Source organism: Mycobacterium sp. E2327 (genome assembly GCF_001672675.1).
Lineage (GTDB): Bacteria > Actinomycetota > Actinomycetes > Mycobacteriales > Mycobacteriaceae > Mycobacterium.
Genome location: NZ_LZKE01000031.1, coordinates 1 through 23620 on the forward strand (window position 1 = coordinate 1; position 23620 = coordinate 23620).

The window sequence follows — 23620 nt, forward strand, 5'->3', positions numbered from 1 at the left end:
GATCCGGATCTCGGTGCTGTGCCGCGACACGAACAGCGCCAGGCCCCGCCCGTCCGGGACGCCCGGGTCGTGCCGGATCCGGCCGACCAGCGATTCGTCGACACCGGCGGCGGCCAGCGGCGTCGGCACGTCGACGAGCTTGACGCCGTTGGCGCCGTTGCCGATCAGCGGGCGCCCCAGCAGCAGCTCGGTGGGGGTATTGATCACCCCCAGCAGGCTCGCCAAGGGCGAGGCGTTGGCGGCCTCCGCGCCCGCGTACAACCCGCCGGCGCCGGCCAACGCCTCGACGAACTGGTTATGAAACGCTGCCGCCTGATCGCTGAGCGCCTGAAACTCCTGCGCGTGCGTGGAAAACACCGACGCGATCGCCGCCGACACCTCGTCGCCGGCGGCGGCCAGGACCCCTGTGGTCGGAGCCGCCGCCGCGGCCTTGGCCGCGCCGATCATCGACCCGATGCCCGCCACATCCGAAGCAGCCGACGCCACCACCTCCGGCACTGCGATCACAAACGACATCCCGCACCTCTCACTCGGTCGCGACAGACAAGGAACGTCCCGCACCTTCGCTCGCTGCACGAGCCGATGGAGGGTGATCAGGACCGATTCACGGTAACGCAGCGACGGCCGGATCGGCGGTTTAGCCAAGCCTCGGCCACGTCGCAAGCGCCGAGGTCGGTCGAGCGCCCCAGTGTCGGAGACCGCCGCGGCCGTTGGGTAGCGGGCCCAGGATTTGGCCAGGTAGAGCGGGGTTTTAGCTCATAGCTGCTACTTAACTAATGCATAGCCATAACTACTCTTGACGCACGCATCATTTGTCTCATGAGTGAAACATCTGAAACCCCAACTGTGCGGACAGCTACCGCAACCGAACCCGCGCCGGCGGCAGCGCCGGCGCTCTACCGGACCCCTCGGGTCTTCCTTGCCGCGGCATGGGTTGCCATCGTCGCCGGAGTCGTGTTCATCATCTCGGTGATCTTCTTCACCGGCATGGCGCTCGGGCATCACGGCCACGGCGGTCACCACCACAAGCACCACGCGGCGTTCATGCATCCGCACCGCTTCGGCCCCGGCGGTCCGGGCGGCCCCGGTGGCCCGGGCGGTGGTCCCGCGGCGGTCCAAGGCGGTGGGCCCGCTTCGGCGACCCCAGGCGCCCCGGGACCCAGCCAGATTCCGTCGTCCGTCGCTCCGTCCCGGACGCCGTAGTCCCGGCGGGTCGGTAAACCCATATCCGATGGCCCGGCGCTCGCACGAGCGCCGGGCCGCTCGATTCTCAGCAACAATTGCGTCTCGGACCTGTTATCGCCGTCGGCGACAGGGGCAGTATTCAAGGCATGACCCAAACACCCGAACCGTCAACGCAACCGACGCCGGCCGCCGCGGCCCCGCCCGCGTACGCGCCGGTCAAGCCTCCGAAGGTCTATGTGGCCGCCGCGTGGGTGGTGATCGTCGCCGGGATCGTTTTCATCCTCTCGACCGTCTTCTTCGCCGGGGCCATGGTCATGGGAATCAGCCATCACTGGCATCACTACAAGCATCATCACGGCATGATGTACGGCCCCGGCCCCGGCGGACCTGGTGGCCCCGGTGGACCGTGGCAGTACGGCGGGCAGTGGGGTCCGGGCATGGGCCCGTGGGGTCCGCCGCCGGGCGCCGGTCCAGGCGGTCCTGGTGGTCCCAGCCAGACACCGACACCCGGCGCGCCGGCGCCGGCGCCGAACACCCCGGGCAATCCGCGCCCGTAGGCATACGCGCCTTTTTTGAACCATTACAGAAACGCGGGGTCCAGTTCGTTCCGCCGCACCGAAAGTTGTTGGGCGGATTGCGGTTACGCGAAGGCCTCGAAGGGGGTCCGGGCCCGATAGTCGATGTTCGCCACCCGGCAGCCGCCCTGGCATGATCGAAACCCATGACCATGCGCATCGGCGCGGCGGTGATGACCTTCGGTGTGGCGGTCGGGGGAGCGCTGGCTGTTCCCGCGGCGGTCGCTCACCCGTCGGAGCCCGGGGTGGTGAACTACGCGGTCCTGCCGAAGGGATCGGTCGGCAACATCGTCGGCGGACCGATGGGCTGGGAGTCGGTGTTCACGCAGCCGTTCCAGGGCTATTCGGTCGACCTGCCGGTGTGCAACAACTGGGCCGATATCGGGCTGCCCGAAGTCTTCGACGATCCTGATCTCGCGTCGTTCAACGGCGCAACCACACAGACGTCGGCCAACGACCAGACCCACTTCGTCAAGCAGGCCGTCGGGGTGTTCGCCAGCAACGACGCCGCGGGTCGGGCGTTCCATCGCGTGGTCGACCGGACCGTCGGCTGCTCGGGCCAGACCACTGCGATGCATCTGGACAACGGCGTCACACAGGTGTGGTCGTTCGACGGCGGCCCGGCGACGGGCGGCGACGCGAACTGGACGAAGCAGGAGGCCGGCACCGACCGTCGGTGCTTCGATCAAACCAGGCTGCGTGAAAACGTGTTGTTGCAGGCCAAGGTCTGCCAGTCTGGCAACGCGGGACCCGCGGTCAACGTGCTGGCCGGGGCCATGCAGAACGCGCTGGGTCAGTAGCGTGGTTTTAGGACACTCGGGTGGTCCGTCGCGGAAAAGTCCGGCAGGACGGGAATATGTCGGTGCGATCTGCAAGATGAAGTAGTGGCGATTATTTCTCCGTCAGCGGCGCAACCAGCGGTCCGCCGGCCACGCCGGATCGGCCGGGCCCTCGAAGGGATAGTGATATGACGCCCGCGGCCGTCAGCACCGCCCAGGCCGAGATGGTCGACTCCTCCGCTGCCGCGACGTACATCGCCGAGACCTGCCTGTCCGATGCACCGCTGCGGTCCATCGGCCTCGAGCTCGAAGGGCATTGCCACGATCCGGCCGACCCGCATCGCAGGCCCGGCTGGGACGAAATCGCCGACGTGCTCGAGCACCTGCCCAAGCTGCCTGGCGGCAGCGCCGTCACGGTGGAACCCGGCGGCGCCGTCGAACTATCCGGTCCGCCCGCCGACGGGGTGCTGGCCTCCATCGATGCGATGAACCGGGACCAGGCCGTGCTGCGGTCGGCCTTCGCCGACGCCGGGCTGGGACTGGTTTTCCTCGGGGCGGATCCGCTGCGGCCCCCCAGGCGCATCAACCCCGGCGCGCGCTACCAGGCGATGGAACAGTTCTTCCACTCCAGCCGCTCCGGCGAGGCCGGCGCGGCGATGATGACGTCCACCGCGTCGATCCAGGTCAACGTGGACGCCGGGCCGCGGGACGGCTGGGCGGCGCGGGTCCGGCTGGCGCACGCCCTGGGCCCGACGATGATCGCCATCGCCGCCAACTCCCCGATGCTGGGCGGGGAGTTCACCGGCTGGGTCTCCACCCGGCAGCGGGTGTGGGGGGACATGGACTCGGCGCGGTGCGGGCCCATCCTCGGGGCCAGCGGTGACGACCCGGGCACCGACTGGGCGCGCTATGCGCTCAAGGCCCCGGTGATGCTGGTGCACAACCCCGAGGCCACGGCCGTCACGCGGTGGGTGCCCTTCGCCGACTGGGTGGACGGCCGGGCGTTGCTCGGTGACCGGCGCCCGACCGTCGCCGACCTGGAATACCACCTGACCACGCTGTTCCCGCCGGTCCGGCCGAGACAGTGGCTGGAGATCCGCTACCTCGACAGCGTGCCGGACGCCCTCTGGCCCGCCGTGGTGTTCACCTTGGTGACGCTGCTCGACGACCCGGCCGCCGCCGACATCGCGGCCGAGGCCGTCGAACCGGTCGCCACCGCCTGGGACACCGCCGCCCGGGTCGGCCTCCGCGACCGGCGGCTCTATGAGGCGGCCAACAAGTGCGTGGCGGTCGCGGCCGAGCGGGCGCCGGCGGAACTGACCGAGGCGATGCAGCTGCTGGTCAGCGGAGTCGAGCGGGGCCGATGTCCCGGCGACGACTTCTCCGACGAGGTGATCGAGCACGGCATCGAGGCCACGGTCTCCAGGGCCGCGCGCTGGCCGCAAGGGGGCGCGTGACTTCCCGGGAGAAGCTCGCCGACGACATGGCGCGGGCGCGGGCGCGGACGCTGCGGCTGGTCGAATTCGACGACGCCGAGCTATGGCGGCAGTTCGACCCGTTGATGAGCCCGCTGGTGTGGGACCTCGCGCACATCGGTCAGCAAGAGGAGTTCTGGTTGCTGCGCGGCGGCGATCCGTCCCGCCCGGGGATCCTGCCGCCGGCCGTCGAGGGCCTGTACGACGCCTTCGAACACTCCCGGGCCAGCCGCGTCGAGCTGCCGTTGCTGTCCCCCGAGCGCGCGCGGTCCTATTGCCGGACCGTGCGCTCGGCTGCGCTGGACGCCCTGGACGCCCTGCCCGACGACCCCGCGGGAGACGAAGCGGCGTTCGCCTTCGGGATGGTGGTCAGCCACGAAAACCAGCACGACGAAACGATGTTGCAGGCGCTCAACCTGCGCACCGGCGCGCCGCTGCTGCGCGACGGATCGGTGCTGCCGGCGGGTCGTCCGGGGCTGGCGGGAACGTCGGTGCTGGTGCCCGGCGGCCCGTTCGTGCTGGGGGTGGACGCCGCGAGCGAACCGTACTCGCTCGACAACGAGCGCCCGGCTCACGTCGTCGACGTGCCGGCTTTCCGGATCGGCCGGGTTCCGGTCACCAACGGAGAGTGGCGACAGTTCATCGACGACGGCGGCTACGACCAACCGCGGTGGTGGTCCGAGCGGGGCTGGCAGCACCGACAGACCGCGGGCCTCACCGCGCCGCAGTTCTGGGGTCCGGACGGCCGAACCCGCGCGCGGTTCGGCTACATCGAAGACATCCCCGCCGACGAGCCGGTGCAGCACGTCACCTACTTCGAGGCCGAGGCCTACGCGGCCTGGGCCGGCGCCCGGCTCCCCACCGAGATCGAGTGGGAGAAGGCCTGCGCGTGGGATCCGGCGGCGGGCGCCCGGCGCCGCTACCCGTGGGGAGAGCAGGAACCGTCGGAGGCCGTGGCCAACCTGGGCGGCCGCGCGCTGCGGCCCGCGCCCGTCGGCGCATACCCCGCGGGCGCTTCGGCGTACGGGGCCGAGCAGATGCTGGGCGACGTCTGGGAGTGGACCGCCTCGCAGCTGCAGCCGTGGCCGGGGTTCGTCCCGATGATCTACGAGCGCTACTCGCAGCCCTTCTTCGACGGCGACTACCGGGTGCTGCGCGGGGGGTCGTGGGCCGTCGAGCCGGGGATCGTGCGCCCCAGCTTCCGCAACTGGGACCACCCGATCCGGCGGCAGATCTTCTCCGGTGTCCGCCTGGCCTGGGACGTGGCCGACTGATGTGCCGTCACCTGGGCTGGCTCGGCGCCGACGTGAGCGTCTCGTCGCTGGTGCTGGATCCGCCGTGCGGACTGCGGGTGCAGTCGTATGCTCCGCGCCGCCAGAAGCACGGCCTGATGAACGCCGACGGTTGGGGCGTCGGGTTTTTCGACGGTGACACGCCGCGGCGCTGGCGCAGCCCGGCGCCGCTGTGGGGTGACGCGTCGTTCGACTCGGTCGCGCCGGCGCTGCGCAGCCACTGCGTCGTGGCAGCGGTGCGCTCGGCGACCGTCGGCATGCCGATCGAGGCCAGCGCGACGGCGCCGTTCACCGACGGCCGCTGGTTGTTGTCGCACAACGGCATCGTCGATCGCGGGGTGCTTCCGCTCACCTCGTCGGCCGAATCCGTTTGCGACAGCGCCATACTCGCGGCAACCATCTTCGAGCGCGGGCTGGACGCGCTGGCGGACACCATCGTCGAAGTCGGCTCGGCCGACCCCTTGGCGCGGCTGAACATCTTGGCCGCCAACGGCTCTCGGCTGGTGGCGACCGCGTGGGGCGACACCCTGTTCATCCTGCGCCGCGACGACGGGGTGGTGTTGGCCAGCGAACCGTACGACGACGCGCCCGACTGGGAAGACGTGCCGGACCGTCACCTGGTGGAGGTCAACTCGGAGGGGATTCAGTTGACCCCACTCAACTCGAAAGGATCTCGATGACGCTGACGCTGTCCAACCACCTGGCCGCCGACTCGGCGTATCACGCATTGCGTCGTGACGTGCTCGATGGCCTGCAGCAGACGCCGAAGTCGTTGCCGCCCAAGTGGTTTTACGATTCGGTGGGCAGCGACCTGTTCGACCAGATCACCCGGTTGCCCGAGTACTACCCGACCCGGGCGGAGGCGGAGATCCTGCGCGCGCGGTCGGCCGAGGTCGCGGCCGCCAGCGAGGCCGACACGTTGGTCGAACTGGGTGCCGGCACCTCGGAGAAGACTCGCCGGCTGCTGGACGCGTTGCGGGATCGGGGTTCACTGCGCGGATTCGTGCCGTTCGACGTCGACGCCGGCATGCTGTCGGCGACCGCGACCGCCATCCAGCGCGAGTACCCGGGCGTCGAAATCAGTGCCGTCTGCGGGGATTTCGAGGAACACCTGACCGAGATTCCCGGCGACGGGCGACGGCTGTTCGTGTTCCTGGGGTCGACGATCGGCAATCTCACCCCCGAGCCGCGCGCGCAGTTTCTCGCGACGCTGGCCGGGGTGATGCGGCCGGGGGACAGCCTGCTGCTGGGCACCGACCTGGTCAAGGACACCGACCGGCTGGTGCGCGCCTACGACGACGCCGCCGGTGTGACGGCCCGGTTCAACCGCAACGTGCTCGCGGTGATCAACCGCCAACTCGACGCCGACTTCGACATCGATGCCTACCAGCACGTCGCGCGGTGGAACACCGACGAGGAGCGCATCGAAATGTGGCTGCGGTCCGGCCGGAGCCAGCGGGTGCGCGTCGGCGCGCTCGACTTGACCGTCGATTTCGCGGACGGCGAAGAGATGCTGACCGAGGTGTCGTGCAAGTTCCGCCCGGACGGGGTGAGTGCCGAGTTGGCCGACGCCGGACTGCGCCGGATCCGATGGTGGACCGACGAAGCGGGCGACTTCGGGCTGTCGTTGGCCGTTAAGTGAGCCTCGGCGGTTCGCTGGCCGAGCGGTGGCGGGCGGCCCGCCCGCCCGTGGCCGGGTTACACCTGGACAGCGCCGCCTGCTCACGCCAGAGTTTCGCCGCCATGGACGCCGCCGCCAAGCATGCGCTGCACGAATCGGAGGTCGGCGGGTACGTCGCGGCCGAGGCGGCCGCCCCGCTGCTCGAGGCGGGCCGGGCAGCGGTCGCGACGCTGTGCGGCGTGCCCGACGCCGAGGTGGTGTTCACCACCGGCTCCCTGCATGCGCTCGACCTGCTGCTGGGCAGTTGGCCGGCCGAGCGGCGCACGCTGGCCTGCCTGCCCGGCGAGTACGGCCCCAACCTGGCGGTGATGGCCGCCCACGGGTTCGAGGTGCGGACCCTGCCGACCCTGGACGACGGGCGGCTGGCGCTCGACGAGGCGGCGTTCGACTTAGAGAGCGACCCACCTGATTTCGTGCATCTCACCCCGCTGGCCAGCCACCGGGGCGTGGTGCAGCCGCTCGCAATGGTGGCCAAGCTCTGCCGCCAGCTGGGCCTGCCGCTGGTGGTGGACGCCGCGCAGGCGTTGGGCCACATCGACTGCGCGGTGGGCGCCGACGCCGTGTATTCGTCGTCGCGCAAGTGGATCGCCGGACCGCGGGGCGTCGGTGTCCTGGCCCTGGGGCCCGAGCTGATGGATCGACTGACGCCGCGGCTGCCGGCGCCGCGCTGGGCGGCGCAACTGTCGGTGGCCCAGCAACTGGGGTTCGGGGAAGCCAATGTCGCTGCGCGCGTAGGGTTTTCGGTTGCTGTGGGGGAACATTTGGCATACGGACCGGAATCCGTCCGTGCCCGACTGGCGGAGGTGGGCGAGATCGCCCGCACCCTGCTGACCGATGTCGATGGCTGGCTGGTGGTCGAAGAGGCCGAGGAGCCCAGCGCCATCACCACGCTGGCCCCCACCGACGGCGCCGACCCCGAAGCGGTGCGGGCTTGGCTGCTCGCCGAGCGACGCATTGTGACCACCTATGCCGGGGTGGCGCGCGCGCCCCAAGAACTGTCCGGGGCGGTGCTACGGATTTCCCCGCACGTCGACGCCACCGCCGACGACCTCGAGACCTTCGCCGAGGCGCTGATCGCAGCGACAGCCGCGACGGGCTGAAAATACCGAACTCGTCAATTTCCACCCCAATTTTGACCGAAAGTACGGAAAAGCCTGTTCTTATTAGGCATGTGTGCGGTAGCTTTTGGCTTTAGCAGCACGCGGCGGATCACTCTTCGGAAATCTGCTCGCCGCTCGGCGATGGGGCCGGTGAAAGAGGTGCGGGATGAACTTCGCAATGTCACCGCCTGAGATGCTGCATGCCGCCTGGGACGAGCCGAACGGTGAATTGGCTTCGGCCGCCGTCACATTCGCCTTGCTCTGCCGTTTTCGGCGTGCGTGAAAGGAGACGGAGATGTCGTATGTGGTTACCGTGCCGGAAGCGGTGCAGGGTGCAGCCCAAGACCTGGCGGGTATTCGTGCCTCGCTGACGCAAGCCGCCGCGATCGGCGGGCCCACCACCGGGATTGCGACCGCCGCGGCGGACGAGGTATCGAACGCAATCGCTTTGGTCTTCGGCAGCGCCGGCCAGCAATTTCAGGCTCTGAACGCCCAGGCGCAGGCATTTCATGCGGAATTCGAAAGCCTGCTGAATGCCGGCGCCGCGGCATATGGCAGTGCCGAGGCCGTTAACGCCGGGCAGGTGCTGAGCAACGCGGTAGCCGGTGCTGCGCCGGCCGCCGCGGCCGTACCCGCCGCGACCTATCGAACCTTCAACCTTTTCAACGGCCTCCTGGACATCAATATCGGGACCGGTGGCATTCAATTCACAATCAGCACACCGGGGTTCACGCTGCCGGCGGTGCACGTTCCCCCGATCAGCGTCGCCCCCTTCAACCTGCCCCAGCTCACCATTCCGCCCGTGAACATTCCGGCCGGCGCGACGCTCGCGAATCTCACGGTGAGTCCGTTCAACCTGCCGCAACTGTCGATACCGTCGATCAATATCCCGGCCGGGACGACGCCCGCCAACATCACCGTGGGCGCATTCAACCTGCCGCAGATAACGACGCCCGACATTACGGTGCCGCCGATCAATCTGCCCGCGGTGACGATACCGCCCTTCCAGACGCCCCTGATTCAGGTTTCGAATTGGAGCCTCCCGTCGATAACCGTTCCCAGAATCGACCTTCCGCAAATACAATTCCCGGACATCAGCGTTCCGGGTAACGGCGCGACGGTGGTCACCCTGACAACCGGTAATATCCTTTTTCCGAACTACAACATCAACCTTGAATCGTTCGATATCAACGCGCCGTCACTCGGCTTCAACACGCAAGGGTTTATTTCCCAATTCGGTATCCCCAGTATTCAAATCGGCGCTCTGACTCTGCCGATCCTGAGCGTCAGCAACCCGAGCGGCGGCAATTATGTGTTCCCGTCCATCGGCCTTTCCGGCTTCACCATCCCGTCGGTCACCGTTCCGCCCATCGCCATCGGCGGTTTCACGCTGCCGCAGGTCAGCTGGCCGGCGTTCGCCACGGCACCGCTGACCATCCCGCCGATCGGTGTCGGCGGTTTCACGCTGCCCCAGGTCAGCTGGCCGGGTTTCGCCACGGAGCCGCTGACCATCCCGCCCGTCGGCGTCGGCGGCTTCAACCTGCCCGGTGTCGACATCCCCCAAATCACCGTGGCGCCCGTTCAGGAAGACCAGTTCACGATCCCGCCCATCCCCACCTGGTTGAACGGGCTGACCATCGAAGCGAACAACTTCATTTCGATCGTTAACGACGTCGCGGCCAGCCTGCTGGGCACGGGTCCCTAACCGGCCTCTGGGCGCCGCAAGCGTCGGCCGGCCTGTCACGCCGGCCGCAGTGCGCTCGCGCGGATATAGGTACTCGCCCTCTGGCGCTTTCTGGACTATTCCGCCGCAATTGTCCGGCCAGCGAATGTCCATTCTGAAAATAACCGTTTTCCTTGACCGAAGGTATGGAAATCGGTTGTACTCACTCATATCCGGTCGGTAGCCACTGGCCGCTGGTCCAGGGCTCGAGAACATTCGCCGGCCTCCGCTCGATGACGAGCCGTGAGAAAGGGGTGCGAGATGTCGTTCGTGATTGCAACGCCGGATCTGGTCCAAAGTGCGGCCGCGGACTTGGCGGGTGTGCGTTCGTCATTGGCCGCCGCGGTGACCGCGGCGGGTCCCACGACGGGGATAGCGGCTGCGGCTCAGGACGAGGTTTCGGTCGCGATCGCTTCGATGTTCGGCAACTTCGGCCAGGAATTCCAGGCGCTCAGCGCGCAGGCCCAGGCGTTCCATCAGGAGTTCGTCTCCTTGCTGAACGCCGGCGCGGGTGCCTACGCGGCCGCGGAGGCCTCCAACGTGGCGCAGGTGTCCGGCGCCGCGCAGGCGGCCGTTGCGGCGGCGCCCGTCCAGGACTTCAACCTGCTCGACGGCATCATCGACATCCAGACCGGGGCGGCGGGCACCTTGGTCACGATCGGCACACCGAGGATCGCCATACCGCCGGTGAGCATCCCTCAAATAAACCTCTCCGCTTTCGGCCTGCCGCCGATATCCATTCCGTCCATAAACATTCCGCCCTTCACGTCGCCGCCCATAAGCGTGAGTGCGTTCAGCCTGCCGCAGATAACCACGTCTGCCATATCGGTGCCGCCGATAAACCTGCCGGCGATAACCGTGCCGGGCTTCAGCCTCCCGCAAATCCAAGTTCCTGGAATCACCTTGCCTGCGGTAACTGTTCCGCAGATCAACTTCCCGCAGATACAATTCCCGGATTTCGAGGTGCTGGGGAACAATCAAACACTGGTCACGATCAACTCTGCGCTGCTTGGCACCATAAGCGTCAACCTGCAGAACTTCGACATAAACGCTTCGCTCGGCATGAACACGCCGGGATTTATTTCGGGATTCACCATCCCGCCCATTAACCTCGGGTCATTTACCATACCGCCGATTGGTCTCTCCGGCTTCACCATCCCGTCCATCGGACTTTCCGGCTTCACGATCCCGTCCATCACCATTCCGCCCATCGGCGTCGGCGGTTTCACGCTGCCGCCGATCAGCGAGCCCGGCTTCGCCCTGCCGCCGTTGACGATCTCGTCCATCGGCGTCGGTGGCTTCAGCCTGCCCAACATCTTCGTCCCCAGCGTCACCATCGAATCCGTTCCGCTCTTCCAGTTCGAGATCCCCCCACTGTGAGCGGCGCCGGCGCCTGACCAGGTCTCAGCCGGCCTTGTGCGCCGTCAGCAGGAAGGCCGGCAACTTCATCCGGCCCTTCTCGTCGCGGTCGTGCGGCGGGAATTCGAACGGCGCGTCGGCGATCGGCGGGATGTTCGCGTGGACGAAGGCGGGCCGGATCTCGTCGATCTCCCAGTACTTGCTCACCGCTTCGCGCAACTCGTCCTCGTCGACCTCGTTCGGCTTGGGCTCCATCTCGGCGGGGAAGGCGCCCTTGGCGAACACCAGGACGAAATACCCGGCGCCCGGCGCCGCAGCGCGGTGGATCGAGCGCAGGTAGCCGCCGCGGCCCTCGACCGGGAGCGAGTGGAACAAGGTCGAGTCCACGATCGTCGAGAAGCGTCCTTCCGAACCGGGTGGGTAGCCGGCGAAGTCGGTGATGTCGGCCTGCACGAAGCTCGCGGTGGACAGGCCCCGCTCGCGGGCCGCCTTGGTGGCGGCGGCGACGGCGGTCGGCGTGAGGTCGATGCCGACCACGGTGTAGCCCTGCGCGGCCAGCGCCAGCGACAGCTCGGCGTACCCGCACCCGGCGTCCAGTACGTCGCTGCGGAACTTTCCGGCCGTGATCAGCGCCGCCAACTCGGGCTGCGGCTCACCGATGTTCCACGGGGGCGGCCCCTGGAATTCGCCCTCCTCGCGGTACGCGCCGTCCCAGTCCATGATTTCGGATGACATGGTTCCCCTATTGATCCCAGGTGTGCACCGGCTCGTTGCTATGCATGTGTTCGCAGTACCGCCGCAGCATTTCGGCGAGCGCGGCGGGCCGGCTCATGCCGCCGGCTTCCAGCGTACGGACGGTGGACACCTGCCAGCTGGCGCCGTTGCGGCCTGCGCGGGCGCGACCCTCGATGACGCCGAGGAACCGGTCGCGCACCTCGGCGTCGACGCCCCAGCGGCGTAGCCCGTCGTCGGCGATCGGCAGCAGGGTGTCGAGCACCAACTCGCGCGCCGTCACCTTGCCCCGCCCGGGCCAGAGCAGGCGGGCGTCGATGCCGTGGCGCGCCGCCTCGAGGAAATTCTCCCGCGCCACAAGGAAACCCATCCGGTTCCAGAGCGGATCCTCGTCTTCGGACAGGCCGCGCAGCACGCCGTAATAGAAGGCGGAGTTGCCCAGCATGTCGATGACGGTCGGCCCGGCCGGCAACACCCGGTTCTCCAGCCGCAGGTGCGCGCGCCCGTCGACCACGTCGTACACGGGCCGGTTCCACCGGTACACGGTGCCGTTGTGCAGGCGCAATTCGGGCAGCTGCGGGGTGCGCCCGGCGGCCAGCTCGGCGACGGGGTCTTCGTCGGACACTTCGGGCAGCAGGGACGGGAAGTACTGGATGTTCTCCTGGAAGAGGTCCAGCACGGAGGTGATCCACCGTTCGCCGAACCAGACCCGCGGCCGCACCCCCTGGGCCTTGAGTTCCTCGGGCCGCGTGTCGGTGGACTGGGTGAACACCTCGATCCGGGTCTCCGACCACAGCTGGTGGCCGAAGAAGTAGGGGGAGTTGGCGCCCAGCGCCAGCTGCGGGCCAGCGACGATCTGGGCCGCGTTCCAGTTGGCGGCGAACTCCGCGGGGGCCAGCTGCAGGTGCAATTGCATGCTGGTGCAGGCGGATTCGGGTGCGATGGTGGCGGCGTTCCAGCTCAGCGGCTCCGGGCCGGAGATGTCGATCGGGATGTCCTCGCCGCGGGCGGAGAAGATTGAGTCGTTGAGGGCGGCATACCGCTTTGACTCGCTCATCCAGCCGTCGTCGAGGTGGTCGGGCATCAGCGTGGGCAGGATGCCGATCATCACGATGTGGGCGCCGCCCGAGTTGGCCTTGGCCTCGGCGTCATTGAGGCTGGCCCGCACCTCGGCCTCGAGGTCCAGCCCCGTGTGCCCGGGCAGCGGGCGGGGTGGCACGTTGAATTCGATGTTGTAGGCGCCCAATTCGGTCTGGAAAGCCGGGTCGGCGATGGCCTCCAGCACGGACCGGTTCGACATGGCCGGCTGGTAGTCGGCGTCGACGAGGTTGCACTCGATCTCCATGCCGGTGAGCGGCCGGTCGGAATCGAAGCGCGACTGGGCCAGCATCGTCTCGAAGACGTTCAGGCACAACCGCACCTTGCGCCGGTATTCCGAGCGTTGCGCGCGGTCATACGTGGTGCGCTTGACCTCTTCGCCCACAACGCCGATGCAACAGGTTTACCGGCGGCAGCGCAAGCGCGACAGGCTGACCAGTGCTGACGCCGGTCGGGTGGGTAGACCATGATGGACCTACAGGCGTCAATCACGGGTGGAGGAGAGCTAGTTGGCCGAGTCCGCTGAATTCGTAGCCGCAATCGATCAGGGCACCACCAGTACCCGCTGCATGATTTTCGATCACGACGGTGCCGAAGTTGCCCGCCATCAGCTCGAGCACGAGCAGATCCTGCCCCGCGCGGGCTGGGTCGAGCACGACCCGGTGGAGATCTGGGAACGCACGTCGTCGGTGCTGATGTCGGTGTTGAACCGGGCCAACTTGTCGCCGAAACACCTGGCGGCACTTGGGATTACCAACCAACGCGAAACAACGCTGGTATGGAACAAGCGGACCGGGCGGCCGTACTACAACGCGATCGTCTGGCAGGACACCCGCACCGACCGGATCGCGTCCGCGCTGGACCGCGACGGCCGCGGGGACGTGATCCGCCGAAAGGCCGGCCTGCCGCCGGCGACGTATTTCTCCGGCGGCAAGCTGCAATGGATTCTGGAAAACGTCGACGGGGTCCGCGAGGCCGCCGAGAGCGGTGACGCCCTTTTCGGCACCGCCGACACCTGGGTGTTGTGGAATCTCACCGGGGGCCCGCGGGGCGGCGCGCACGTCACCGACGTGACCAACGCCAGCCGGACCATGCTGATGAACCTGGAAACGCTGGACTGGGACGACGAGCTGTTGTCGTTCTTCGCCATCCCGCGCGCGATGCTGCCGGCGATCGCGGCGTCCTCTCCCGTCGAGCCCTACGGGGTGACGTTGGATACCGGGCCGCTCGGTGGCGAGGTGCCGATCACGGGAGTCCTGGGCGACCAGCACGCGGCGATGGTCGGTCAGGTGTGCCTGGCCGAGGGCGAGGCGAAAAACACCTATGGCACCGGCAATTTCCTACTGCTCAACACCGGCGAGACGATCGTGCGCTCGGACAACGGCCTGCTGACCACGGTCTGCTACCAGTTCGGCGACGCCAAACCCGTGTACGCGCTTGAGGGTTCGATCGCGGTCACGGGCTCGGCGGTGCAGTGGCTGCGTGATCAGCTCGGCATCATCAGCGGCGCCGCGCAGAGCGAGTCGCTGGCCCGTCAGGTCCCCGACAACGGCGGGGTGTATTTCGTTCCGGCGTTCTCCGGGCTGTTCGCCCCCTACTGGCGATCCGACGCCCGCGGCGCGATCGTGGGGCTGTCGCGGTTCAACACCAACGCGCACCTGGCGCGGGCGACGCTGGAGGCGATCTGCTACCAGAGCCGGGACGTGGTGGACGCGATGAAGGCGGATTCCGGTGTGCGCCTTGAGGTCTTGAAGGTCGACGGCGGCATCACCGGCAACGACCTGTGCATGCAGATCCAGGCCGACGTGCTGGGCGTGGACGTGGTGCGGCCGGTGGTCGCCGAGACGACCGCGCTGGGCGCCGCCTATGCGGCGGGTTTGGCCGTCGGGTTCTGGGCCGATCCGTCGGACCTGCGGTCGAATTGGCAGGAGGACAAGCGCTGGACGCCCAACTGGGACGACGAGCAGCGCGACGCCGGATACGCGGGTTGGCGCAAGGCCGTGCAGCGGACCCTGGACTGGGTTGATGTGTCCTAACGCCTCCACCGCGAGCGTGCGTGTTTGTACGCCGACACTCCGGTACGACCGTACATCTGCGCACGCTCGCGGTGGAAAAAGGGGTTAGTCCTCGCCGAGGATGCCGTAGACCTCGCGGCGGGCGTTGTTGATGATCTCGACGATGCGCTGCTGCTGCTCGGCGGTGGCGGTGTGCGCGGATTGCGCGACCGCGCCGAACAACTGGCCCATGGCCGCGCGCAGGTTGACCGCACCCGGGTCGGCGCCCTCGGCGATCTCGTCCCACGGCTTGGTCTCGATCTTCTCGGCCGCCGCGCGTCCCTCGTCGGTCAGCTCGAAAAGCTTTTTGCTGCCGTCGGTTTCGCTCGCGCTGATCAGGCCCTCGTCGTCGAGCAGTTGCAGCGTCGGGTATACCGACCCGGGGCTGGGCCGCCAGATTCCGTTGCTGCGCTCGGCAATCTGCTGGATCATCTCGTAGCCATGCATCGGCCGCTCGGCCAGCAGGGCCAGGATGGCCGCGCGCACATCGCCGCGGCGTCCGCGGCCGGAGCCGCCACGACGTCGTCCGCCGCGACGGCCGCCGGGGCCGAAGCCGAAGCCCGGGCCGAACCCGGGACCGAATCCCGGCCCGAACCCGGGGCCGAAGTGGTCACCGGCGTGGTCGCGCAGGTGTTCGCGGAATTCCCGCCGGGCCTGACGCCTGGCGTCGTGCAGGGCGCGGCGGTCAACCGGGCCGGGTCCGAAGCCGAATCCGAAGCCGGGCCGGCCCGCGAAGGGGCCCTCGGGGGGAGTGAATGGGTTACTCATGGTTGGTAGTTCCTCTCGATGGTTTGTGGGTAACGCGCCGGTCGCACGCTACGTCATATCACGATATATCGGAAACTAACGCGATGCAACGAGATATTCCGATAACTCCGGCATGGGCGGCAACGAAATCGCGTTGACCTGCGAAAAGCGAATTTTGACCCGGCGTCCTCGCGCGGTTTGCATCCCCCGGGCCGCGGGTAGCACCTGAGGGATGAACGCTGATAACAACCTGACGGTGGGCGGCGGGACGCAAAGCGCGACCGACCCCACCCGGGGCGGCGACGCCCAAGGTCGCAACGCGTGGCCGTGGGTGAACTGGGGGTTGGCGCTGGCGACGGTGCCGGCGGCGGCCATCGTGATGCTCTTCGCGCTCGGTGCGGTGATGAGCACCGCCGGGTGTGCGGACCGGAGCTGTCCCGACCTGGGGCGCGGCGGCATCGATTTCGGCGTCGCGTTTTATGGCGCGCCGGTGGTGGCGTTCGTCGTCCTGCTGATCTCGTTCTTCACCGCAAAGCGCCGCGGCGGCATCGCGGTTCCGCTGGTGGGTTGGGCGCTGCTGATCGCCGACGTCCTGCTGATGGCGGCGGCGGTCTCCGGCTAACCGGGCGGCGCGAAGCCGCCGGGATCGGTCTGCGGCCACGGCTGTTGCGGGGGCGGTTGCGACCAGGGCGCGGCCGGTGGCGGCCAAGGGCCCGCAGGCGGCATCGAGGGCAGTTGGGGACGCAGCCGGGCCAGTTCGCGGCGGTGCCGCTCGGCGAGCACCGCGGCGAGTACCAACTCCGGCGGGGCCCCCGGTGGTGGTGGCGGTGCGATGCGCGACACGACGTCGCCGGCGATCCGGTAGGCCATCTGCACACGCAAGTGGGCATCGAGTTGCGGTGCGCGGGAGAGGAATTGGCGCGCCACCTCGGCCTGGCCGGGGTCCAATCCCGACAGCTGCAGCGAGGACGCCCACCACGCCAACGACGGCGGCATCACCGGCGGCGGGCTCAACCGGGGGCCGCGCTCGCTCACGACGACCGTGCCGGCGAAGACGTCGCCGATGCGCTTGCCCTTCGGGGAGAAGATGCTGCAGATCACCGCCGGACTCCCGGCGAGCATCCAGATCTCCACCACCGACGCCAGCGCCCGAAACAGCGCCTGCCGGAAGCGTTCTGGGCCGCCGTCCTCGGACACCACCCGCAGGCCCAGCGCCATCTTGCCCACCGACCTTCCCCGCGTGGCGGTTTCGAACGCCAACGGGTAGCCGACGACCACCAACACCGTGAAGATGAGCAGGACGGCGGTGCTCAGCGCGGAGTCGAACTGGGTCAGGGTGGCCGCCCACAACATCAGGCCGAGCACGTAGCAGATGAAGATCACCGTGATGTCGATCAGCGCGCTGGCCGCCCGCACCGGCAACTGAGCGATCTGCACGTCGAGCACCACGGCGTCCCCGGTCACCACCTCCGACATAACACCGAACGGTACAGGCCGATTAGGCTGCGCAGGGTGGACGTCGACGCATTCGTGCTGACCCATCGCGGTACGTGGGACCGGCTCGACCAGTTGGTCAAGAGGCGCCGGTCGTTGACGGGCGCGGAGGTCGACGAACTCGTCGAGCTTTACCAGCGGGTCTCCACCCATCTGTCGATGCTGCGGTCGGCGTCGTCGGATTCGCTGCTCATCGGTCGGCTGTCGAGCCTGGTCGCGCGGGCCCGCTCCGTGGTGACGGGCGCCCATGCGCCACTGAGCAGCACGTTCGTCCGCTTCTGGACGGTGTCGTTCCCGGTGGTGGCGTACCGCACCTGGCGGTGGTGGTTGGGCACGGCGGTGGCGTTTTTCGCCGTCGTGGTGATCATCGCGATGTGGGTGGCCGGCAATCCTGAGGTGCAGTCGGCCCTCGGAACGCCAAGTGACATCGACGAATTGGTCAACCACGATGTCGCGTCGTACTACAGCGAACACCCCGCCGCCGCGTTTGCGCTGCAGGTCTGGATCAACAACTCGTGGGTGGCCGCGCAGTGCATCGCCATGTCGGTGGTGTTGGGGTTGCCGATCCCGATCATCTTGTTCAACAACGCCGCCAATCTCGGGTTGATCGCCGGGCTGATGTTTCAGGCCGGCAAGGGCGGCGTCCTGCTGGGCCTGCTGATCCCCCACGGGCTGCTGGAGCTGACGGCGGTATTCCTTGCCGGCGCAACGGGGATGCGGCTGGGCTGGTCGGTGATTTCGCCGGGCGATCGCCCCCGCGGGCAGGTGCTGGCCGAGCAGGGCCGTGGCGTCGTCTCGGTCGCCGTCGGGCTGGTCGGTGTGCTGCTGGTCTCGGGCCTGATCGAGGCGCTGGTGACGCCGTCACCGCTGCCGACGTTTATCCGGGTGGGCATCGGGGTCATCGCCGAGGCCGCGTTCCTGTCCTACATCGTGTATTTCGGCCGGCGCGCGGCGAAGGCCGGCGAGACCGGCGACGTCGAAGACGCGCCCGACGTGGTGCCGACCGGCTGAGCCCACCGAAACTTACAGTCTCCCGGTGGCTTTCATCGCCAGATAGCGGTCGGCGAGGGCGGGCGCGATCTCGGTGGGCGGGGCGTCGACGACCTCCACGCCGCCTCGCCGTAGCCTCGTCGCGATCGCGCCCCGGTCGTTGCGGGAGCGTTCGGCGGCCGCGGCGTCGTATACCGCGGCCGCGTCCGAGCGCCCGGCGGCCATCTGATCGACACGAGGGTCGCCGACGGCGGCGATCATCACGTGGTGCTTGGCCGACAGCTGCGGCAGCACCGGCAGCAGGCCCTCGTCCAAGGCGGTCGCGTTGAGGTCGGTCAACAGCACCACTAGCGACCGCCGCCGGGTGCGCCGCAGGATGGTGGCAACCATTGCGCGCCAATCTGATTCGACCAGCGCCGGCTGGACCGGGGCCATCGCATCGACCAGCTGGGCGAGCAGCTCGGTGCGTGACGCGCCGAACACGCCGGCCCGGCTCACCCGGTCGTGGGCGAGGAAGTCGACGTGGTCGCCGGCCCGCGACGCGAGCGCGGCCAGCAGCAGCGCAGCGTCCATCGCCCAGTCCAGCCGGGGCCAGCCCGCCGGGTCGGAGGCGGTGGGGTCGACGCCGACGCGACCCGCCGCCGTGCGCCCGGTGTCGAGCGCGATCACCACGCGCCGGTCGCGTTCGGGGCGCCAGGTGCGGACCACCACGTCGGCGCGCCGGGCCGACGCGCGCCAGTCGATGGAGCGCACGTCGTCGCCGACGACATACTCACGCAGCGAATCGAACTCGGTTCCCTGCCCGCGTATCAGCGTCGGCAATAGGCCGTCGATCTCGCGCAGCTTGGCGAGCCGCGACGGCAGGTGCTTGCGCGACAGGAACGGCGGCAGCACCCGGACCTGACCCGGCACCGACCGCGAACCCTGCCGCCCGGCCAGCCCCAGCGGCCCGATCGACCGCGCCGTGACCGCGGCCGCGCGCTGATCGCCGCGCCGAACCGGCCGCAGCCGGGTCTCCAGCGGCTGCGCCTGCCCGGCCGCGATGTCGACGGCGTGCATGCGCGGCTCGGCGCATGCGCTGGGCGGCCAGGCGTCGCGGATCTGGCCGCGGAATCGCCGACGGCCGTCGTTGTGCACCTGCAGCGTGACATGCACCGGTTGCGCGAGCCGGGCCGAACAATCCGCCGAACGGGTATAGCGCAGCGCACGGGTGCTGGCCGCCAGCGCGGCATCGACGACCACCAATGCCAGCAGCAACACCAGCAGCACCACGAAAGCCCTTGTGGGCCAAGGCGATACCGCGATAGGCAGGACGCAGATCAGCGCCAGCAGCCCGGTGCGCCCAGTCAGGATCACTAGCGTGGCACCGGCACCGACGCCAGGATTCCGTCGAGCACGCCGTCGGGCGTCGCCCCTTCGAGCTCGGCCTCGGGGCGCAGCATCACCCGGTGCCGCAGGGTCGGGCGGGCCATGGCCTTCACGTCGTCGGGGGTGACGTAGTTGCGGCCGGACAGCCAGGCCCACGACCGCGCGGTGCCCAGCAGCGCCGTCGCACCGCGCGGCGACACGCCCAGCTGCAGGGCGGGCGACGAGCGGGTGGCCCCGACGATGTCCACGATGTAGCCCAGCACCTCGTCGGCGACCAGGACCTGTTGCACCGCCTTGCGCCCGGCCGCGAGCTCGTCCGGCCCGGCCACCGGGTTGATCTCCGACAGGTCGCGGGGATCGAAGCCGTGCGCGTGCCGGCCGAGGATGGCGATCTCGGCGTCGCGCGACGGCAGCGTCACGTTGAGTTTTAGCAGGAACCGGTCGAGCTGGGCCTCGGGCAGTTGGTAGGTGCCCTCGTACTCGATCGGGTTCTGGGTTGCGGCGACGATGAACGGGTCGGGCAGCGGCTTGGCCTCGCCCTCGACGCTGACCTGACGCTCTTCCATCGCCTCGAGCAGCGCGGCCTGCGTTTTGGGTGGGGTGCGGTTGATCTCGTCGGCCAGCAGCAGGTTGGTGAACACGGGGCCCGGCCGGAACACGAACGCGGCGGTGCGCGCGTCGTACACCAGCGAGCCGGTGACGTCGCCGGGCATCAGGTCGGGAGTGAACTGCACCCGCTTGAACTCCAGCTGCAGGGCGGCCGACATCGCGCGCACCAACAGCGTTTTCGCCACGCCCGGAACACCTTCCAGCAGCACGTGCCCGCGGCACAACAGCGCGATCACCAGGCCGCTGACGACCCCCTCCTGCCCGACGACGGCCTTGGCCAGCTCGGACCGCAACGCCAACAGCGCCTCGCGCGCCGCCTCAGCGGTCGGGGTTTGTGATTGCGTCACGTTCGTGTGACCTGCCTTTCGATGTCGTCGAGCGCACGGGCCAGTTGTAGCAGGTCGTGGTCGGTGGCCGGCGGTGGCCCGAACAGGTGGTAGGAAACGAATCCCGCGTCGGCGCCACTGCGCCGGGCCACGGTCGCCACCACCGCGGGAGCCGGCGCGCCCGGGCCCAGGCCGAGCCGGGGCAGCAGTCGCTGAATCGTGGCGGTGCGCAACGCCGCGGCGGCGCGGTCGCGGGCGCGCCGGGACCGGTAGAGCCGGCCGCGGCCCTCGACGGTCTCCGACGCGCGCACGACGACGGGTAATTCCTCGGCCACCAGCGGGCCCGGCCGGCTGCCCTTCCACAGGGCAACCAGCAGTACGACGACGCACAGCTGCCATACGATCCAGGTCACGTTTTCCGGGATCAAATCGGAAACACTTGACGGGGAAGACGTTTCACCCTCGACGCGGTGGGGCGCGTACCAGATTAGCCGGGGCCGTGCGCCCGCGAGGTTCATCGCCAGGGCGGCGTTACCGGCCTGCAGCAGGCTCCCGTTGGTCATGAAGTCGGTGCTGCCGACCGCCGTGACGATCCGCCCGTCGTCGCGGTACCGGATGAGTATCCCGTCGTAGCAGCTCGTCATGGCCCGGTTGTCGGTCGCCCGGTAGGTGTCGCTGGGCCCGAATCGCACCGTTCCGGCGCGGTTCGCCTCTCGCAGTGAGCAATTCGGGCTCTTGTCGAATGCCATGCTGCCGGCCGACATGCGCACCCCGGGCATCAGCTCCTCCCGGGTGCGCACCGTCGGTTCCACCAGCAGCAGATCGCCGGGGGCGTTGCCGAGCCGGTCCAGCAGCGCGGTGTCGGTGAGGTATTGGCTCTGCGCCACCAGGATCTGCGTGCCCGGCCGGGCCGCGCGTTCGACGTCGGCGACGGTGTCGGCCACCACCACCTCGACGCCGCCGTCGCGCAGTAGCGTCACCAGCGCGCGCGCCCCGTCCGGCTCGGTCGATTTCGGATCCATCCGGGCGCCGGGGCGCGGTGCGGTCAGGTAGGCGCTGACGCCGGCGATGACGGCGAGCGCGACGATGGTGAGGACCACCCAGGCCCATGTTCGCCAGCGCCGCAACGGCATTGGCGCCACCGGACGCGTCGCCGTCATCGGACCTGCGCCCAGGAGTCGGTGGCCTCGGGCGGGCCGGCCGCCGGCGCCGCGGCGGGCGAGCGCGAGCGCAGATGGTCGTCGAGGGCGGCGATCATTCGATAGCCGGCCTCGGTTCCGGGCCGCTCGCCGTAGGTCACGTCGTTGAATGCCGTTGCGGCGTCGGATAATTCGCTGCCCAGGTGCGGCAGGGCCGCGCCTGCGTCCCGGGCCAGCTCGTTGGCGGTGCGGCCGGGCGCCGGTTCCAGCACGCCGGTCTCCTCGAGTTGGCGCGCGACGGCCCGCAGCCGATGCCGGATCGCCGCCGACCAGTCGCCCCGCGCGGCATAGCTTTCGGCGGTGGCGCGGTGCTGCGCAGCGGTGAGCTGGGAGGCCTCGAACAGCTGGTAGTCGCCGCCGCGGTTGGTGCGCATGGTGCGTCGTGCGATACGGATGGCGACCACGACCGCGATGGCCAGCAGGATGAGCAGCACGCTGGTGGTGAACCATCCGCCGGGTATCGAGGCGGTCTTGTCCAGCAGCCGGTAGATCAGTTCGTTGACCCACTCGGCGAATTGTTGGGCGGCCGAGCCTTTCGAATAGATCGGCTTGCCCAGCTCTATCTGGGCGGCCTGATGGGCGGCATCGCGGTCGATGTCGATGGAGGGCACGGTCAGTTGGTCCTACACCGGCCGGGTCAGCCAGAGGTTGTCGGTGGACGCGGCCGCGTAGGGGTCGCCCGCGGCGCCGGTCTGCAGCACCAGGTCGAACGCCTCGGCCCGCATGCGGCGGTCGGTGTAGAGCAGCGTGATGACCCCGGCGTTGAACGGCGCGATGATGATTTGGCCGATGGCCGCCCCGACCGACGCGATCGCGCTGCTCAGCAGCAACCCCCCGGTGGACGGGGTCCCGCCGCTGACCAGCAGCACTTGACCGACGATGCTGAACGGCAGCGCGACGGCGTTGCCGATGAAGGACGCGACCACAAACGTCAGCGTCCGGATGCCCAACACCCGCCAGAAGCCGCCACGGACCAGCCTGAACGATCGGGTGATCGCCTCCATGACGGGCAGCCGCTCCAGCACGATCAGCACCGGCGCGAACAACACCATGGTGTAGAGGTAGACCAGCGCCACGATCGCCGCGAGCACCAGCGGGAAGCCCAACAGGACTGCCAGCGCCGGGACGCCGGCGACCGCCAACAGCGCGATGATCACCGCCACCAGCCCGAAAAGGGCCGCCACGGCGACGCCTTCCAGCAGCGCCAACCCGAGCAGTGGGAGCAGCCGCCCCCGAATCTTGACCCAGGTTTCGCCGATGGTGATCGGCGCTCCAAACACCGCCCGCCCGACGATGACGGTGAGCATGCCGGACAGCAGCATGCCGCCGAGCCAGGTGACGATCATCCCCGCGGCCATCGAGCCCAGCCACGCTCCGACGACGCCGCCGCTCAGCTCGCTGGAGCGTGCGACGGTGATCCTGCCGTAGGCGGCAAGTGGCCCGAACGTCGCGAGCATGGAGACGAGCTGCATGACCACGACCACCATCGCGGTCAGCCCAAGCGTCGCCCGGGGGTTGGCCCGGACGAAGCCGACCGCGCCATTGAAGATGTCGCTGAGCGTCAGCGGCCGCAGCGGAATGATCCCGGGCTTGAGTGCCCCGGGAACCAATTGCGGCGGGCCGTATCCCGGTGGCGACCCGTAGCCCGGTGGCGACCCGTAGCCCGGCGGGGGGCCGTAGCCCGGCGGGGGGCCGTAGCCGGGCGGCGGCGCGCCGTACCCCGGTGGGGGGCCATACCCGGCCGGCGGGTAGCCGAGCGGTGCGTATTGGCCGGGCGGGGGGAACCCCGGATAACCGGGCGGCGGCAGCGCGTTCACCGGGTGCTGTGTCCTTC

The 23620-nt window shown here is 69.0% G+C and carries 22 protein-coding genes and 2 pseudogenes; 13 read left to right on the plus strand and 11 right to left on the minus strand.

Going from position 1 to position 23620, the window contains the following annotated elements; genetic code table 11:
- A pseudogene (locus A5712_RS31745) lies at positions 1 to 159 on the minus strand (hypothetical protein); the annotation flags it as partial.
- A pseudogene (locus A5712_RS31750) lies at positions 145 to 516 on the minus strand (PE family protein); the annotation flags it as partial. The pseudogenes A5712_RS31745 and A5712_RS31750, both read right to left, overlap by 15 nt.
- A gap of 303 nt (positions 517 to 819) precedes the next feature.
- Here A5712_RS31750 and A5712_RS04130 point away from each other — a divergent pair.
- The 10 genes from A5712_RS04130 (at position 820) to A5712_RS04175 (ending at position 11190) form a co-directional block, all read left to right on the plus strand.
- Positions 820 to 1203: a hypothetical protein gene (locus A5712_RS04130; RefSeq protein WP_068187240.1), complete on the plus strand. Its 384-nt coding sequence runs from the start codon at positions 820 to 822 to the stop codon at positions 1201 to 1203.
- A gap of 128 nt (positions 1204 to 1331) precedes the next feature.
- A complete protein-coding gene (locus tag A5712_RS04135; RefSeq protein WP_068101726.1) occupies positions 1332 to 1742 on the plus strand; it encodes a hypothetical protein in 411 nt (136 codons plus the stop codon).
- A 170-nt stretch (positions 1743 to 1912) separates the two neighbouring features.
- Positions 1913 to 2560, plus strand: a complete 648-nt coding sequence (locus A5712_RS04140; protein ID WP_156766406.1) for a sensor domain-containing protein — start codon at positions 1913 to 1915, stop codon at positions 2558 to 2560.
- Between the two features lie 167 nt (positions 2561 to 2727).
- Positions 2728 to 3996 (plus strand): ergothioneine biosynthesis glutamate--cysteine ligase EgtA, encoded by a 1269-nt coding sequence (gene egtA, locus A5712_RS04145; RefSeq protein ID WP_068101731.1) that lies wholly within the window; start codon positions 2728 to 2730, stop codon positions 3994 to 3996.
- The gene (gene egtB, locus A5712_RS04150) at positions 3993 to 5288 is read left to right on the plus strand and encodes an ergothioneine biosynthesis protein EgtB (protein ID WP_068101734.1); all 1296 of its coding nucleotides are present in this window, start codon (positions 3993 to 3995) and stop codon (positions 5286 to 5288) included. The genes egtA and egtB overlap by 4 nt, the downstream gene beginning before the upstream one ends.
- Positions 5288 to 5986, plus strand: a complete 699-nt coding sequence (gene egtC, locus A5712_RS04155; protein ID WP_068101737.1) for an ergothioneine biosynthesis protein EgtC — start codon at positions 5288 to 5290, stop codon at positions 5984 to 5986. The genes egtB and egtC overlap by 1 nt, the downstream gene beginning before the upstream one ends.
- Positions 5983 to 6948 (plus strand): L-histidine N(alpha)-methyltransferase, encoded by a 966-nt coding sequence (gene egtD, locus A5712_RS04160; RefSeq protein ID WP_068101740.1) that lies wholly within the window; start codon positions 5983 to 5985, stop codon positions 6946 to 6948. Before egtC ends, egtD begins: the two co-directional genes overlap by 4 nt.
- The gene (gene egtE / locus A5712_RS04165) at positions 6945 to 8087 is read left to right on the plus strand and encodes an ergothioneine biosynthesis PLP-dependent enzyme EgtE (RefSeq protein WP_068101743.1); all 1143 of its coding nucleotides are present in this window, start codon (positions 6945 to 6947) and stop codon (positions 8085 to 8087) included. The genes egtD and egtE overlap by 4 nt, the downstream gene beginning before the upstream one ends.
- Before the next feature lie 295 nt (positions 8088 to 8382).
- Entirely contained in the window at positions 8383 to 9792 is a 1410-nt protein-coding gene (locus tag A5712_RS04170) for a PE family protein (protein ID WP_068101746.1), read from the plus strand.
- A gap of 279 nt (positions 9793 to 10071) precedes the next feature.
- A complete protein-coding gene (locus A5712_RS04175) occupies positions 10072 to 11190 on the plus strand; it encodes a PE family protein (RefSeq protein WP_068101749.1) in 1119 nt (372 codons plus the stop codon).
- Positions 11191 to 11214: 24 nt separating this feature from the next.
- Here A5712_RS04175 and A5712_RS04180 read toward each other — a convergent pair whose 3' ends face one another.
- Both A5712_RS04180 and A5712_RS04185 read right to left on the minus strand, forming a co-directional pair.
- Positions 11215 to 11904 (minus strand): methyltransferase domain-containing protein, encoded by a 690-nt coding sequence (locus tag A5712_RS04180; RefSeq protein ID WP_068101752.1) that lies wholly within the window; start codon positions 11902 to 11904, stop codon positions 11215 to 11217.
- 7 nt (positions 11905 to 11911) lie between these two features.
- The gene (locus A5712_RS04185; protein ID WP_068101754.1) at positions 11912 to 13384 is read right to left on the minus strand and encodes a glutamate--cysteine ligase; all 1473 of its coding nucleotides are present in this window, start codon (positions 13382 to 13384) and stop codon (positions 11912 to 11914) included.
- A 124-nt stretch (positions 13385 to 13508) separates the two neighbouring features.
- On the opposite strand from A5712_RS04185, the gene glpK reads away from it, so the two are divergent.
- Positions 13509 to 15035, plus strand: a complete 1527-nt coding sequence (glpK, locus tag A5712_RS04190) for a glycerol kinase GlpK (protein WP_068101757.1) — start codon at positions 13509 to 13511, stop codon at positions 15033 to 15035.
- An 84-nt stretch (positions 15036 to 15119) separates the two neighbouring features.
- Here glpK and A5712_RS04195 read toward each other — a convergent pair whose 3' ends face one another.
- Complete coding sequence (locus A5712_RS04195; RefSeq protein WP_068101759.1) at positions 15120 to 15821, minus strand: PadR family transcriptional regulator; 702 nt, start codon at positions 15819 to 15821, stop codon at positions 15120 to 15122.
- Positions 15822 to 16032: 211 nt separating this feature from the next.
- Here A5712_RS04195 and A5712_RS04200 point away from each other — a divergent pair, with 211 nt between their 5' ends.
- Complete coding sequence (locus tag A5712_RS04200) at positions 16033 to 16422, plus strand: hypothetical protein (RefSeq protein WP_068101762.1); 390 nt, start codon at positions 16033 to 16035, stop codon at positions 16420 to 16422.
- Here A5712_RS04200 and A5712_RS04205 read toward each other — a convergent pair.
- Entirely contained in the window at positions 16419 to 17276 is an 858-nt protein-coding gene (locus A5712_RS04205; protein ID WP_068101765.1) for an RDD family protein, read from the minus strand. The genes A5712_RS04200 and A5712_RS04205 overlap by 4 nt on opposite strands.
- 36 nt (positions 17277 to 17312) lie before the next feature.
- On the opposite strand from A5712_RS04205, the gene A5712_RS04210 reads away from it, so the two are divergent.
- Entirely contained in the window at positions 17313 to 18305 is a 993-nt protein-coding gene (locus tag A5712_RS04210) for a stage II sporulation protein M (RefSeq protein ID WP_068101768.1), read from the plus strand.
- Between the two features lie 12 nt (positions 18306 to 18317).
- Here the strand turns inward: A5712_RS04210 and A5712_RS04215 are convergent, their stop codons facing one another.
- The 5 genes from A5712_RS04215 to A5712_RS04235 are packed head-to-tail and all read right to left on the minus strand — an operon-like array spanning position 18318 to position 23603.
- A complete protein-coding gene (locus A5712_RS04215) occupies positions 18318 to 19640 on the minus strand; it encodes a DUF58 domain-containing protein (RefSeq protein ID WP_068101771.1) in 1323 nt (440 codons plus the stop codon).
- Positions 19640 to 20710, minus strand: a complete 1071-nt coding sequence (locus A5712_RS04220) for an AAA family ATPase (protein WP_369830359.1) — start codon at positions 20708 to 20710, stop codon at positions 19640 to 19642. Before A5712_RS04220 ends, A5712_RS04215 begins: the two co-directional genes overlap by 1 nt.
- On the minus strand, positions 20605 to 21747 hold the full coding sequence (locus A5712_RS04225) for a DUF4350 domain-containing protein (RefSeq protein WP_068101777.1): 1143 nt from the start codon (positions 21745 to 21747) through the stop codon (positions 20605 to 20607). Before A5712_RS04225 ends, A5712_RS04220 begins: the two co-directional genes overlap by 106 nt.
- The gene (locus tag A5712_RS04230; protein ID WP_068101780.1) at positions 21744 to 22397 is read right to left on the minus strand and encodes a DUF4129 domain-containing protein; all 654 of its coding nucleotides are present in this window, start codon (positions 22395 to 22397) and stop codon (positions 21744 to 21746) included. Before A5712_RS04230 ends, A5712_RS04225 begins: the two co-directional genes overlap by 4 nt.
- A 12-nt stretch (positions 22398 to 22409) precedes the next feature.
- Positions 22410 to 23603 carry a hypothetical protein gene (locus A5712_RS04235; RefSeq protein WP_068101783.1) on the minus strand — a complete coding sequence of 398 codons (1194 nt, stop codon included), beginning with the start codon at positions 23601 to 23603 and terminating at the stop codon, positions 22410 to 22412.
- Positions 23604 to 23620: the final 17 nt, after the last annotated feature.

Excerpts from the sequence above, each read along its gene's own strand:
- A5712_RS04130 (WP_068187240.1), top strand. The coding sequence starts at position 820 with ATGAGTGAAACATCTGAAACCCCAACTGTGCGGACAGCTACCGCAACC.
- A5712_RS04135 (WP_068101726.1), top strand. The coding sequence starts at position 1,332 with ATGACCCAAACACCCGAACCGTCAACGCAACCGACGCCGGCCGCCGCG.
- A5712_RS04140 (WP_156766406.1), top strand. The coding sequence starts at position 1,913 with ATGCGCATCGGCGCGGCGGTGATGACCTTCGGTGTGGCGGTCGGGGGA.
- egtA (WP_068101731.1), top strand. The coding sequence starts at position 2,728 with ATGACGCCCGCGGCCGTCAGCACCGCCCAGGCCGAGATGGTCGACTCC.
- egtC (WP_068101737.1), top strand. The coding sequence starts at position 5,288 with ATGTGCCGTCACCTGGGCTGGCTCGGCGCCGACGTGAGCGTCTCGTCG.
- egtD (WP_068101740.1), top strand. The coding sequence starts at position 5,983 with ATGACGCTGACGCTGTCCAACCACCTGGCCGCCGACTCGGCGTATCAC.
- A5712_RS04170 (WP_068101746.1), top strand. The coding sequence starts at position 8,383 with ATGTCGTATGTGGTTACCGTGCCGGAAGCGGTGCAGGGTGCAGCCCAA.
- A5712_RS04175 (WP_068101749.1), top strand. The coding sequence starts at position 10,072 with ATGTCGTTCGTGATTGCAACGCCGGATCTGGTCCAAAGTGCGGCCGCG.
- A5712_RS04180 (WP_068101752.1), bottom strand. The coding sequence starts at position 11,904 with ATGTCATCCGAAATCATGGACTGGGACGGCGCGTACCGCGAGGAGGGC.
- A5712_RS04195 (WP_068101759.1), bottom strand. The coding sequence starts at position 15,821 with ATGAGTAACCCATTCACTCCCCCCGAGGGCCCCTTCGCGGGCCGGCCC.
- A5712_RS04200 (WP_068101762.1), top strand. The coding sequence starts at position 16,033 with ATGAACGCTGATAACAACCTGACGGTGGGCGGCGGGACGCAAAGCGCG.
- A5712_RS04205 (WP_068101765.1), bottom strand. The coding sequence starts at position 17,276 with ATGTCGGAGGTGGTGACCGGGGACGCCGTGGTGCTCGACGTGCAGATC.
- A5712_RS04225 (WP_068101777.1), bottom strand. The coding sequence starts at position 21,747 with ATGACGGCGACGCGTCCGGTGGCGCCAATGCCGTTGCGGCGCTGGCGA.